Annotated in this window: 12 protein-coding genes; 9 read left to right on the top strand and 3 right to left on the bottom strand. The window is 33.7% G+C overall.

The genetic code is table 11. From position 1 onward, the window contains the following. Nucleotides 1-15 precede the first annotated feature (15 nt). The 5 genes from rfbD (at nucleotide 16) to J7I93_RS01715 (ending at nucleotide 4,509) form a co-directional block, all read left to right on the top strand. The gene (rfbD, locus tag J7I93_RS01735) at nucleotides 16-858 is read left to right on the top strand and encodes a dTDP-4-dehydrorhamnose reductase (RefSeq protein WP_214722723.1); all 843 of its coding nucleotides are present in this window, start codon (nucleotides 16-18) and stop codon (nucleotides 856-858) included. Further along, the gene (locus tag J7I93_RS01730; protein WP_214722722.1) at nucleotides 855-1,313 is read left to right on the top strand and encodes a dTDP-4-dehydrorhamnose 3,5-epimerase family protein; all 459 of its coding nucleotides are present in this window, start codon (nucleotides 855-857) and stop codon (nucleotides 1,311-1,313) included. Before rfbD ends, J7I93_RS01730 begins: the two co-directional genes overlap by 4 nt. A gap of 194 nt (nucleotides 1,314-1,507) precedes the next feature. Continuing rightward, nucleotides 1,508-2,473: a GDP-mannose 4,6-dehydratase gene (gmd, locus tag J7I93_RS01725; RefSeq protein WP_214723024.1), complete on the top strand. Its 966-nt coding sequence runs from the start codon at nucleotides 1,508-1,510 to the stop codon at nucleotides 2,471-2,473. Continuing rightward, complete coding sequence (locus J7I93_RS01720; protein ID WP_214722721.1) at nucleotides 2,470-3,405, top strand: GDP-mannose 4,6-dehydratase; 936 nt, start codon at nucleotides 2,470-2,472, stop codon at nucleotides 3,403-3,405. Before gmd ends, J7I93_RS01720 begins: the two co-directional genes overlap by 4 nt. Nucleotides 3,406-3,492: 87 nt before the next feature. Then, nucleotides 3,493-4,509, top strand: a complete 1,017-nt coding sequence (locus J7I93_RS01715) for a mannose-1-phosphate guanylyltransferase (RefSeq protein ID WP_214722719.1) — start codon at nucleotides 3,493-3,495, stop codon at nucleotides 4,507-4,509. Nucleotides 4,510-4,559: 50 nt separating this feature from the next. Here the strand turns inward: J7I93_RS01715 and J7I93_RS01710 are convergent, their stop codons facing one another. Further along, on the bottom strand, nucleotides 4,560-5,318 hold the full coding sequence (locus J7I93_RS01710; protein ID WP_214722718.1) for a sulfotransferase family 2 domain-containing protein: 759 nt from the start codon (nucleotides 5,316-5,318) through the stop codon (nucleotides 4,560-4,562). Nucleotides 5,319-5,678: 360 nt separating this feature from the next. Between J7I93_RS01710 and J7I93_RS01705 the strand changes: the two genes are divergently transcribed. From J7I93_RS01705 to J7I93_RS01695, 3 genes are all read left to right on the top strand, one after another. Next, the gene (locus J7I93_RS01705) at nucleotides 5,679-8,240 is read left to right on the top strand and encodes a glycosyltransferase (protein ID WP_214722717.1); all 2,562 of its coding nucleotides are present in this window, start codon (nucleotides 5,679-5,681) and stop codon (nucleotides 8,238-8,240) included. Between the two features lie 197 nt (nucleotides 8,241-8,437). After that, nucleotides 8,438-9,160 (top strand): class I SAM-dependent methyltransferase, encoded by a 723-nt coding sequence (locus J7I93_RS01700; RefSeq protein WP_214722716.1) that lies wholly within the window; start codon nucleotides 8,438-8,440, stop codon nucleotides 9,158-9,160. 59 nt (nucleotides 9,161-9,219) lie between these two features. Further along, the gene (locus tag J7I93_RS01695) at nucleotides 9,220-10,485 is read left to right on the top strand and encodes a glycosyltransferase (RefSeq protein ID WP_214722715.1); all 1,266 of its coding nucleotides are present in this window, start codon (nucleotides 9,220-9,222) and stop codon (nucleotides 10,483-10,485) included. 177 nt (nucleotides 10,486-10,662) lie between these two features. Here J7I93_RS01695 and J7I93_RS01690 read toward each other — a convergent pair whose 3' ends face one another. Both J7I93_RS01690 and J7I93_RS01685 read right to left on the bottom strand, forming a co-directional pair. Further along, the gene (locus J7I93_RS01690) at nucleotides 10,663-11,478 is read right to left on the bottom strand and encodes a glycosyltransferase family 2 protein (RefSeq protein ID WP_214988617.1); all 816 of its coding nucleotides are present in this window, start codon (nucleotides 11,476-11,478) and stop codon (nucleotides 10,663-10,665) included. Nucleotides 11,479-11,504: 26 nt separating this feature from the next. After that, a complete protein-coding gene (locus tag J7I93_RS01685; RefSeq protein ID WP_214722713.1) occupies nucleotides 11,505-12,386 on the bottom strand; it encodes a glycosyltransferase family 2 protein in 882 nt (293 codons plus the stop codon). A gap of 262 nt (nucleotides 12,387-12,648) precedes the next feature. Here J7I93_RS01685 and J7I93_RS01680 point away from each other — a divergent pair, with 262 nt between their 5' ends. Further along, on the top strand, nucleotides 12,649-13,368 hold the full coding sequence (locus J7I93_RS01680) for a CsxC family protein (protein ID WP_214722712.1): 720 nt from the start codon (nucleotides 12,649-12,651) through the stop codon (nucleotides 13,366-13,368). Nucleotides 13,369-13,435: the final 67 nt, after the last annotated feature.

The raw sequence follows: 13,435 nt of genomic DNA, 5'->3' as shown, positions 1-13,435 counted from the left end.
AAAAGGGTGATATAGGTGAAGGTCCTTATAACCGGGGCTCATGGACAGCTCGGTAAGGAGCTGCAGAGGCAAACATCTTGCTTATATAATGTTACTTGTCTGGGTAAAGAAGAACTTGATATTACAGATAAAAATAAAATAGATAATATTATTGCACAAGTTAAACCTTCGAAAATAATCCATGCAGCAGCTTATACTGCGGTTGACAATTGTGAATTAGACCAGAAAAAAGCTATTGAAGTAAATGGAATTGGAACTGCTTATATTGTACAAGCAGCAAATAAAGTCAATGCCCGGGTTTTTTATATTAGTTCAGATTATGTTTTTGATGGAAGGAAGAAATCGCCTTATTTCGAAGCAGATAATCCAAATCCTCAGTCAATTTATGGATTAAGCAAATGGCTTGGCGAAAGGTACGTGCTAGATTTTAATAATGGGACGGTTATTCGTACATCATGGCTATATGGACATGATGGAAAAAATTTTGTAAAAACGATGCTGAATCTAGCAGAAAGAAATCAAAACTTAAAAGTAGTAAATGATCAGATCGGTTCTCCAACTTATGTAAAGGATCTTGCTGAAAAGGTAATAGAATTATTTGACAAAAAAAGCGGTGTCTACCATGTAAGCAATAGTGGAGAATGCAGTTGGTATGAATTTGCACAAGCCATTTTTAAAGAAGCTGGTTTTAATCAGGAAAATATTCTTCCTACGACAACTGAAGAATTTGGAGCCCTAGCGCCTAGGCCGCGCTACTCTGTACTTGGACATAATGCCTTGATCAGGGAACATATTGAAGTACCAAGAATATGGACTGATGCTTTAAAAGAATTTATTCGAAAGGAGATCCGTAAATGATAGATGGAGTAAGGACAAAAAAACTATTTAAACATTGTGACGATAGAGGCTTTTTCGCCGAACTTATACGAGACGATGAGCCACATTTTTTATCAAAATTTGGCCAGGCATCCTGGTCAATGAGTTATCCAGGAGTAATAAAAGCTTTTCATTATCATGAAAAGCAAGATGATCTATGGTTTTTCCCTTCAGGAAACGCCCAAGTGGTATTATTTGATCTCCGGGAGGACTCCCCAACGAAGGGAGAAACAAATGTTTACTATATGGGCGAAGAGAACCCAATACTGCTTTTGATTCCAAAGGGAGTAGCTCATGGATATCGAGTATTAGGCGAAAAACCGGCTGTGATTATTTATTTTACTACAGAATCATATAAAAATGAGGAGCCAGACGAAAAGCGAATAGCTTGGGATGATCCGCTGATTAATTTTGAATGGGTAACCAAACACCGATAATTAAGGTACTTATCCATAAACACAATAAGAAACTCTCATAATGAGTTTTTTATTGTGTTTTTTTTGGTGAAAATTTTAGGTAGAACAAGAGTATCAAGTAATTGAAGAAAACTGGTTTATTAGACCACTCACTAGCACGAAAGTTTTCATATACATAATTGAAGTATAAATTTCAAATCCTTGGAGTTGATATGATGAAAAAAGCCTTAATTACGGGAATAACCGGACAAGATGGGTCTTACTTAGCAGAGCTTTTACTCAGTAAAGGCTATAAAGTGTATGGCCTAAAAAGAAGAACTTCAACACCCAATTTAGATAATATTCACCATATTAAGGACGATATTGAATTTATATCGGGTGACTTACAGGATGTATCTTCATTAATAGGAGCAGTAAAGATATCGAAACCGGATGAAGTATATAATTTAGCTGCACAATCATTTGTGGGTGATTCTTGGGTACAGCCTCTTTTTACGGGACAAATAACAGCACTTGGAGTAGCAAACTTATTGGAAGCAGTGCGACTTGAAAAACCTGATGCTCATTTCTATCAAGCTTCAAGCAGCGAGATGTTTGGGAAGGTAGTGGAAACACCACAAAAGGAAGATACGCCTTTTTATCCCAGAAGTCCTTATGGAGCAGCAAAAGTTTATGGTCATTGGATTACAGTGAATTATCGCGAAAGTTTTAGTATGTTTGCATGCTCAGGCATTTTATTTAATCACGAATCTCCTCGAAGGGGAAATGAATTTGTTACCAGAAAAATATCCGATGCTGTTGCCAGAATAAAATTGGGGATGCAAACGGAATTAAGGTTAGGCAATCTGGATGCTAAAAGGGACTGGGGATTTGCAGGTGATTATGTAAAAGGGATGTGGTTAATGCTGCAGCAAAATACACCGGATGATTATATTCTTGCCACAGGAGAAACTCATACCGTAAAAGAATTTGTTGAGATTGCTTTTAAGCATGTTGGTCTTAATTGGCAGGATTATGTGATACAAGATCCAAAATTTATTCGTCCAGCAGAAGTAGATTTGCTGTTAGGGGATCCTGCCAAAGCGAAAAGCAAATTAGGATGGGATAGTGAAGTTTCATTCGAACAATTAGTAATAATGATGGTTGAGAGTGACTTGGGAAGGTTAGAAAAGACAAAATGAAAGCATTAATTACTGGTGTCTCAGGTTTTGTCGGTCAGTATCTCGAGAAATTTTTAATTGCTCGCTCCATTCCTGTTTATGGAACAACACGAACAAAAAACAATGAAAAAAATTGGCTTCCATTAGACTTAATGTCAGAGGACCAAATTGCATCAATAATAAAGAAGATTAAGCCAAGCCATATTTTCCATTTAGCAGGATTCAGCAATGTACATGATTCCTGGAATGCCAGAAAAGAAGTGATCCAGGCCAATGTAATAGCCACTATGAACTTATTTGAAGCAGTTAAAAAAGTAAATAAAGACATTCGAATTATAACTGTAGGATCTTCAGAAGAATATGGCTATGTTGAAACAATGCCAGTAACCGAAAAGGCACCACTCAATCCTATTAGCCCTTACGGTGTAAGTAAAGCAGCAATAAGTATGATGGGAAGACAATATGTAAGGGGCGATGGATTGGATATTATTCATGTTAGGCCGTTTAATCATATTGGTCCTGGACAGAGAAGAGGTTTTGTGACATCAGACTTTGCGTATCAGATTGCTTTAATTGATGCTGGGAAGCGTCAGTCTCGCAAAATGAAGATAGGGAATTTAGAAGCTGTAAGAGATTTTACAGATGTTCGAGATATAATAGCTGCATATTATGAAATTGCTGTAAATGGAAATACGGGCGATGTGTATAATGTATGCTCCGGTATAGGTATCAAAGTTAAAATGATTTTGGAAGTTTTTCTATCTTACTCATCTACCCCTATAGATATAGTGTTGGACGATCAAAAAAAGAGTCCTGCAGAAATAAAGTCTATAGTTGGAAGTAATGAAAAATTAATAACCCTAACAAATTGGAGACCTCAAATAAAATTAAAACAATCACTTAAAGATATCTATGAATATTGGTATTTAAAAATAAACATTCCCCCAAATTAACTAAATATGGATTTTTAGCCTTATCAATGGTATGCCTGTCCACATATTAATATGTATATCAATTTAACTAAGGGGGGTTATTAAAATATGAAGGTCGTAATAATGGCTGGAGGAAAAGGAAGCCGCTTTTGGCCTTGGAGTACAGAAAAAAAACCGAAACAATTCTTATCGATATATACAAATAAATCAATGCTTCAAGAAACTTTTGAAAGATTTAGAACTTGGCTTCCAATTGAGAAGATTTTTGTTGTTACAGTTGAAGAATATCAAAATCAAGTAATAGAACAACTACCACAATTGCCTATAGAGCAAATTATTGTTGAACCTGAAAGAAAAGATACTGCAGCTTGCATAGCATTAACGGCTTTGCATTTCATTGAACAGGGAGAAGATGAAGTGTTGGCAATGTGTCCAGCAGACCAATATATATCTGATGAAAATAAATTAAGAGAGACATTGCTTAAAGCTGAGGAAGTTGCCCAAGAAGAGAACACCATAGTTACATTGGGTATAACTCCTACAAGACCAGATACAGGTTACGGCTATATTAGAACTTTTAAGGGAAATGAAGAAATAGAAGCTAGAAAGGTAAAAGAGTTTATTGAGAAACCTTCCTTGAAAGATGCAGAAAGGCTACTAAGCTGTGAAAATGTATATTGGAATAGTGGTATTTTTATTTGGAAGCCCTCAACTGTTGCTCATTATATGGGAAGGTTTCAAGAAGATTTATGGAACATGCTAAATTCGCACCATAACAACCTGAAATTTGTTTATTCTATATTACCTAAAGTTTCAATTGATTATGCAATACTTGAAAAGGCAAGCTCAATATATACTATTCCTGCAACATTTGAGTGGGACGACCTTGGAACATGGAAATCCTTAGATCGTATTTTTAAACCTGATAATAATGAAAATATAACTATTGGCAATGTTAATGTCATGAAAGCTAATAAATGTACAATTATCTCAGAGGAATATGATGTAGTGGCTATAGGTGTGAGTGACTTAATAATTGTATTAACTGATGAGGGATTACTGGTTTGTCATAAAGCTATGGAACAAGAAATAAAGAATGCTTTAATTTCATGGAAAGAAAAATAAGCTGTTGGTAATTGGAATTCCAACAGCTTATTTTTGTAGAAGTTCTCAATTTATTTGTTAACTTGCTCTAAGTAAACATGTAACTTTTCTTTAGTTTTCTCGTCTAGTTTTCCAATCTGATGCATTAACCTCCTTTTTGCGAAACTGTACAACTCAAGATCAAATTTATTATACTCTTCAATTAATTGTCTTATATCACTTGTTAGATCATTTAATTTTGGTCTTTTCTTAGTGACATTAGATTTAATATATTTACTATTTTTCCAACCAAGCATCTCCTTCATTAAAAATACAGATTCGTCAAACATTTCAGTTGTTCCAGCAACTATAAAATACTTTTCAATGTTTTCAATAGCTTTATTAAGGTCACAATCTAATAATTCAGTATTAAAATTACCTGAAATGAAACGAGTTTGTTTATTTCGCATTGCAGGATACTTAATGAAGTCTTCAAGGCTTAAATTAAAATATTTCTTATGATCTGGATTGTTTTTATCAAGCCAACTTGGCCAAGAAAAGCTATGTGTGAAGTAATATTCTGATATAACCCGATCTATGGGATTCCTCAATAAGGTTATATAAACATAAGGTACATTAAAATAAGCATGAATACCGAAAGGAAAATGTCCTTCAATACATGAGATGTTTTTTTTTGATAACTCTTTAAATTTTAAGTTTCTAACACTTTCGTCAGTATCATAAACACTTTTTATTAAACCATCATTATAATTGTTATTAATTATTTTATTAAGTGTTGTTCCCCCAGTCTTTGGAATATGAACATGTATTAATATTTGGTTACTTGTCAATAGAATCACCTCTTATATATTCTTCCTTTAAAATATGGTATTACAATTTAAATTGTTCGAATTATTTAGTCGACTGTAAAAAAATGAAAAAAAAGCCTTTGTAGAATATTTTTAATATAAATTAAGTATATAGCTTATTGATTATTTTAAAAAACAACCGATTATTAATAACTAAAGTAAGTTTGAACAAGTAATGAAAAGGTCCAACCTTATTAATTTAATATTCATAAAATAGTATTGTAATAAACACCATAAACCATTGTGACTCTGCATTGCCGCTCTTTAATGTTACAGATTCGGATGTCTATGAAAATTTTTAATAACATAAGGTTTGATTTAAAATAAAGAGGTGCTTATATATTGAATACTAGAGGATTGGTTTTTAATGGACAAAAGAAGATAGAATTTAAAAGTATATTTCTAGATGTAAAGAACAATTTCACCTATGAGTTTTGGGTAAAGCCAAGGTCTTATATTAAGCTGCCACCTCAGACTAATAGTGGTATCTACGGAATAAGAAGACAACAATGGGCTATTGGTGCTGGTTATGGGGGAAGCGATGAAGATAAAGCCGGAGTTGGAGTTTCAGTAGGGTTAAACGGCATTGTTATATTTGAACATGCACAAAATCACTTTCCAGCTACGTTAGTCTATAGGTCGAATATTTCAAAATGGACACATGTTGCCATTGTATTTATAGACAAAACTCCTCACCTATATATTAATGGAATATTTGTAAAAAAAGGGTTTAAAAGTAAAATGAAAAACCTCTATCCATCAGGCATTTTAGGCGCACAGGAAGATTATGGATTTTTCCGGGGATATTTAAATGATATAAAAATATGGGAGTATGAAAGAACCAGCCAACAAATTGCAGCTACTTTGAATAGTGTAGACGATAATGAAAAAGGTTTATATTTTTATCTAAAATTAAGTATCCTTAATCAATTGGAGCAAAAAGGTAGTTATTTTAAAAATGATATTGATACAAAGAAAAAAATTTCCTTTCCCAAATTAAAAAACAGCTGTTTAGTTTCAATCATTATTCCTGTATACAATAATTGGGAGTTTACAAAGAAGTGTTTAAATTCAATATTTGAAAACACCACAAATCTGGATTACGAGATTATTATTGCAGATGACATGTCCACTGATACGACGAAAGAAATCCAGAATTTTTTTGAGAACATTAAAGTTATTAGGGACGGAATTAATAGAGGATTTTTAAAAAACTGTAATAATGCTACAAAATATGCTAAAGGGAAATATCTGTTGTTCTTAAATAATGATACTACTGTACATCCAAACTGGCTAGGACATCTAGTCAGGCTAATTGAAAGCGATGAGAAAATCGGAATGGTTGGAGCAAAATTAATTCACTCTGATGGAAGCCTGCAAGAAGCAGGTAGTATTATTTTCAATGATGGATCTTGTTATGGATATGGAAGAGGTGATCATCCCGATAATCCCCAGTATTCCTTTGTCCGGGAAGTTCATTACTGTTCAGGTGCCTGTATCATGGTTAAAAAAAATTTATTTACTCTTGCTGGCAAATTTGATGAACAGTTTGCCCCTGCTTATTATGAGGAAGTAGATTTGGCAATGAAACTTAGAGAACTGGGGTATAAGATTATGTTTCAACCTTTAGCTGTTATACACCATCATGAATTCGGAAGTTCATCATCTAAAAAAGCTATTGAACTTCAAATGAAAAATAAGGAAAAATTTTATAAAAAGTGGAAAAGAAGATTAGAAGAATTTCAGGTTCCACATATCAAAAATGTATTAAAGGCAAGAAATTTCAAAGCCAAACAATTTAAGCTTTTAGTCGTTGATGACCGAATCCCAGCACCGGAACTTGGCTCGGGATTACCCAGAACATTTTCACTTTTAAATTGTCTTGCTGAAATTGGTGTGCAAGTTACTTATTTTCCATTAACAAATTCAGAAAGAACAGAACCGTGTACAAGACTTTTACAGGAAAAAGGTATAGAGGTAATGTATAGTACAGAAACAAAGAAATTAGACTTTCAAAATTTTTATTTAAAAAGGTCAGACTTCTTTGATGCTATCTGGATTAGCCGTCCCCATAATCTTAAAAGAATATATAACATTATAAAGTCTAATAACAAAAATCAAAAAATTATTTATGATGCTGAAGCTTTATTTGCTCAAAGAGAAATCTTGAGAATAGAATCACTGGGTAGACATTTATCCAACCGAAAAAAGGAGTATATGTTACAAGAAGAAATTCAATTAATTAATAAAGCTGACTTAATTGTAACTGTTTCTATGCATGAAAAGGAAAAAATACAAAATTATATCCAAAAACCTATATTTGTTCTTGGGCATCCTGTTGAAAAGAATAAGACAGAAAACCCTTTTGAAAATCGAAAAGATATATTATTTGTTGGGGGATTTTTATCCTCTCCTTCACCGAACGAGGATGCAATTATTCACTTTATAAAAAACATTTATCCTAAGGTTTTTAGTAAGCTTAAAGCAAAACTATGGATTGTAGGTACTAATAATTCAGAAGCAATAAAGGGGCTTTCTTCCAAAAATGTAATTGTTACAGGTCAAGTGGACAATTTATCATACTATTATGATAAATGTAAAGTGTTTATTATCCCTACTAGGTACGCTGCTGGAATCCCTCTAAAAGCTCTAGAAGCTATGTCTCATGGCTTGCCATCAATTGTAACCCCCTTAATTTCTAAACAGTTAGGCTTAGATGAAAACTATGTTCTTATTGGGAAAAATTCAGAAGAATTTGCCCAAAAACTTATCAACTTGTATGAAGATAAAAAGTTATGGACCAAACTTAGAAACAATGGAATCACTCATGTAGCTGACCATTTCAATAAAAAAATATTTAAAGAAAAATTGATAGATATACTAAGTAAAGAAAATTCAGAATAAATTACTTTATTCAGCTGAGATATCTTATATACAAACAGTTAAAATTAGTTAGTCTAGTTTCGCTAATTGTTGCTAAAAATTTTAGTTTTTTATTCTTTCTTAGCCTATGCTCTATGCAGGTAACATTTGGGAATAGCAATGTTTAGAATAAATCATTAACAAATATACTCTAATATATTGTAGAAAGAGGTAATGATATGTGGAGATTTTGGGAGGCTGTCATTAAATTAATTCTAATCAAAACCAATTCAAAGAAGATCATTGAAATTGGTGCGTATAAAGGTGAAAATACAATCAAGTTACTTGAATACTGTAAAGCTATTTGCGGAACCTTGGTCGTTGTTGATCCAGAGCCGCATGAAGAATTAAAAAGGCTAAATAAGGAATTTAAAGGATATTTACAAATATCAAAAGACTTTAGTCTTAATGTTCTGCCAACACTAAATAATTACGATACAGTCATTATTGATGGTGATCATAACTGGTACACAGTTTATAATGAGTTAAAAACTATAGAAAAAGCCGCTATTAAACAAGGAAGATTTCCAATTATTATATTGCATGATACTGAATGGCCCTACGGAAGACGTGACATGTATTATTATCCCAAAACAATTCCTGAAAGGTATAGGAAGCCATATGCCAAAAAAGGGATTGCAAAAGGATATACTAAGTTAATTGATTGCTCTAAAGAAGGAGAAGAAGCACCTAAAGTCATTAATAATGATCTAAACAATGCATTATTTGAAGGGGGAGAAAAAAATGGTGTTTTAACTGGAATTGAGGACTTTTTGAAAGAATCAAAAATCCCTCTTAGTTTTCATCGAATTTCTTCTTTTCATGGCCTGGGAATATTGAATGAGCAAAACCTAGAATTAGACAATTTCATCTCATATATTATTAAATCATCTGGATTATAGTGTCAATATAAGAATAACTCGTATTTAGATAGACCTTTTTACTTGGGGTGAAAACATGTATGGTTTCTATTTCAATTATTTTAACAAGTTATAACAAAAATAAAACAATTGGATATTCTATTGAAAGTGTTATAAATCAAACTTTTAAAGATTGGGAGCTTTTTGTGATGGATGACAATTCTAATGAAGATACTGTTAAAGTTATTAAAAAATATTTAACCGACAAACGAATAAAATATTTTAATAGTAATGTTAATGACAGCGAAAGATACAAAACAACCCGATACGCCACATTGATTAATGAAGCTATTCCCAAAACAAAAGGAAAATATATCACATATCTGACTGACGATAATGTGTTCCTGCCCAATCGATTAAGCATCATGATAAATTATCTGGAAAAACATCCTGGTATTGAAGTTGTTTATTCGAAGCAGCTTGTTAAGATAGTAGACGATAATGGAAAAGTAAAACAAAAATTCTCAAGAAGAACATACGGAATCCTATCTCAGGCTTCAGGTTTTGTTGATCATTGTTCAGTTATGCATACAAGAGGGATAGCTGAGAGGGTTTATAAAATTTACGGCAGCTACTGGGATGACAATCCAAAATATTGGTTCAATGGGGATGCTGCTTTTTGGAACCGATTAACAGAACTGGCTCCTTTTTACCCAATTAGGAAGATTTTGGACGTTTCATATAAAAGTCCCGATTCATTTCAGAGACTTTTTATAGAGACACCAAAGAATATCCCTGATGGAACACTGCTAAAAGGACCTTCTACAGATATATATTTAATGGAGGGCAATAGGAGAAGAAAGATTAATACAGATGTATTTAACAAATTACGTTACTCTACAAGCCAAATAGTAAATATCCCCGATCCATTCCTGTATAGATATAAAGAGGGAAGCCCCATAGATCAAAAGGTTTTCACATCTGCTCGACTCATGCCAAATCAACGACTTATCAAATCTGCTCAAAAGCCAGAAATATATTATATTCAAAATAATAAGAAGCATCTAATCCCAAACCAAACCATTTTTAACGATTATCACTTCCAAACCCAAAGGATCGTTTTAGTGAGCGATATATTAATTAATCATTTCGACTCGGGACCTACCTTTAAAACCTTAGCTGATGCAGACAAAGTGTTACCTGACGGCATATTATACTGTTTTGGATCAGATTATTATATCAGTTTACAAAACTGTTTGCACCCAATAAGTTTCCAAACAGCCGCCCAGTTAAAACTCAATACTTCTAATCCGGTCATGGTTGATGCAGCATTTATTTCTAAATTTAAAAAAGGAAAAGCTTTTTAGTGAGAGAAAAGAAAAGCTTTGAAAAAAGGTTTGTATTTTCATGCATACTTTAAGGGGAAATTAAAGGGGAGGTTTGTGCCGTTTCATTTGCATGATACAAAGAGGCATAAAATTAAGAAATAAAAAAGTGCTTGATATTGCTATTCAAGCACTTTTGTTTTTCTCTAAATTAATTTACTAGAATGGAACATAATGCCGTTCAGGATTAAAAGGCTGTTCCCGCTTAACTAAATCTTTAATTTGATTAAAGTTATTTATTTTCCACTTATTAAAAAATTTCTTCTGACTTTCTGCTATGGCAGTCCCATGAACTTTTCGGTTTGTTTTAAAACTGCTGCTGCCATAATGGTGGATATAAACATCATTGGCTACCCATAGTTTTTTTCCAGCTATACTTGTTCGTAGACAAAAGTCAGTGTCTTCAAAATAACCAGGGTTAAACCTTTCATCCAAACCGCCAATATGCTGTATTAGCTCTTTTCTAAAAGCCATGCAAAAACCGCTAAGATAATCAACTGAAAACCCTTGATTCTTATGACCTTTTACCCATTGAGCAGCAAAGTCGTGCATTTTTTTCATGGATTTATAAGGTGCTTTCGGGATTGCTTGCAGAGGGAGAACAAAGTTTGAGCGAGGACCAACTATTCCAATTTGCTTATTTGACTCCAGCCATGCTATTAGTCGTGAAAGCCAGCCTTCTGTGACAACTGTATCATTATTAAGCAGAACGATATATTCACCACTTGCTATCCGTAATCCCTGGTTGCACCCTCCTGAAAAGCCTTTATTATGTTGATTAGCTATTACTCTTACATTCTGAACAGATTGTAAGTATTTCACTGTTCTATCTGTTGATGCATTATCAACTATGATTAATTCGTAATTAGCTTTCGTATGTGTCAAAATACTATTTATGCATCTTCTAGTGTATCGAAGGCCATTATGCGTCAATATGATTATTGATGTCAACGGATTATTTTTATTTACATTCACATTATATCCTTCCATTTCATTATGGATTAAAAATCAATCCCAAACTTCCCAAAATACCAATCATCATCATACTCCCTCTTTCTAAAATATTCCTCCCGCTGCTTTAGCACTCCGTGTTTAATCACTCGTGGTTCAATCAATCTCCTATATTTGCCCCTAAGCAGTTTTCTGCATTTATAAATACGTGCATCATTAAAATGGGAGTATGCCATTCTCATTAGATTGTAGTTGACTTCCACATATTTGACTTTGTATGGATGCTTTTTCCTGAAGAGGTGCAGGATTGTCACATCCGGCTGCACGTGGCATTTGAAGCCGAACAGCCAGAGTTTAATAGATATCTCGACATCTTCGTGCCCCCACGTTTTAAAGCCAGTCTCAAAGCCTCCTACGGCTTCAAATGCTGAACGGGTAATAGCGAAACAACCGCCTGGCAATACCGCTGTTTCGAAGAGTCCTGATTGCCTTTTGTTCCATTTAATCGATAAGGATGGAGTCAGCGTTTGGCCGAATCCAATCGATTTCGGATTATCCATTGAAGCAATCGCAGGTGTAACTGCATCTGTTTTACCAGAAAGCAAAGGTTCCATTAAACGGTCGATCCATTTGTCTTCAAATTCCAAATGGGCATCACAGAAAAAGTAATAATCGCCTTTTGCCTGATCTGCCCCAATGTTCCTTGCATTGGATGCTCCTGCTCCTTTTGTTTTAACTAGTTTAATCAGATCTTTTTTGCTGTAAGTACTTATAAAATCACAGCAGCCATCCACTGATGCATCATCCACCAAAATCACTTCAAAAGGGTAATCTGTTGAAATGGAGAATAGCGAATCAAGTGTTCGCTTAACATTTACTCCTTCATTTTTAGCTGGGAAAATAATCGAAATTAAAGGAGTCTTCGTCATCATATGTCGCCTCATTTCGTTATATATTCCTTTATTTAATGTATGTACTTTTTGAATCCTTGTGTGGGTTTAGGAAAACAACGAGAAATATTGCCGAAAAAAGTTAGATTGATAAAAACTTTAAAAATGAGTAAAAAGACTAAAGACACTCGTCCATTCCAAAGTGCTGCTATTTACATATACAAGTAGTAAGCCAAAAGAAATGATGCTTAATAATACAGAAGCTTAATTCATTTTGGCTAAAATATTTAAAGGAGTGTATTGTATGAAGAAATGTGGTTGCGGTAAAGGTCATGATCATGGCAAATGCCCAGCAATGCCTGCATGCGACACAGCAAAGTCCCATGGACATTTTTGTGAAGCAGGAACAGTTCTTAATCCAGGCGAAGTAGAAGAAACGATTATCTTGGGGGATGTACCTGTTCAAGCTCTTACTGAATCAGATATTTGTCTTCCATCTTATGCGACAGATATTAAGGTAATTAGGAAAAATGTCTATTTAACTCAATGCAGAGCAATTCCAGCAGCACCAGATGCCGATGATGAAGAAGGTACAACTACTAACGTAAAATTGTTTATTGAAGGATATATCCACAAAAACATCCAATATGTTGAAGACTGTGAAGGATATGTTAAAGATTATTCTGTTAATGTACCATTTAAGTGCTATACAAGAGTAACTGACCTTGCACCAATCCCGGTTCCTCTATTCAGCTCTAAAAACAGTACTAATAATGAAATCAGGGAGATTGCAAAGGACGGTATGGGAGCAAATCGCTGTGCCTTTGGATCTAATACGTTTGAGTTCCTTAATGAACCGATTAAGTGTAAATTAATTAGCTGGAATTTAACAGAAGCAGACTATTTATCAAACTTCGATAAATGGGGCAGATTCGACAAATTTGTTGAGAAAGATGACATTAATCTTGTATTAAGATTAACTCAGAAACAATTTGTGGATGTACCGCCAACAATGGAAGGCTAATAGCTGGCTAACAAAAGAAAAGAGGTATCCCAATACTATTGGGATACCTCAGTTTGTAGACAAAAAG

The organism is Bacillus sp. ISL-47 (assembly GCF_018613175.1).
Lineage (GTDB): Bacteria > Bacillota > Bacilli > Bacillales > Cytobacillaceae > Cytobacillus.
Note: the sequence above shows the minus strand (reverse complement) of the source record. Positions and strands in the feature narration are given on the sequence as shown.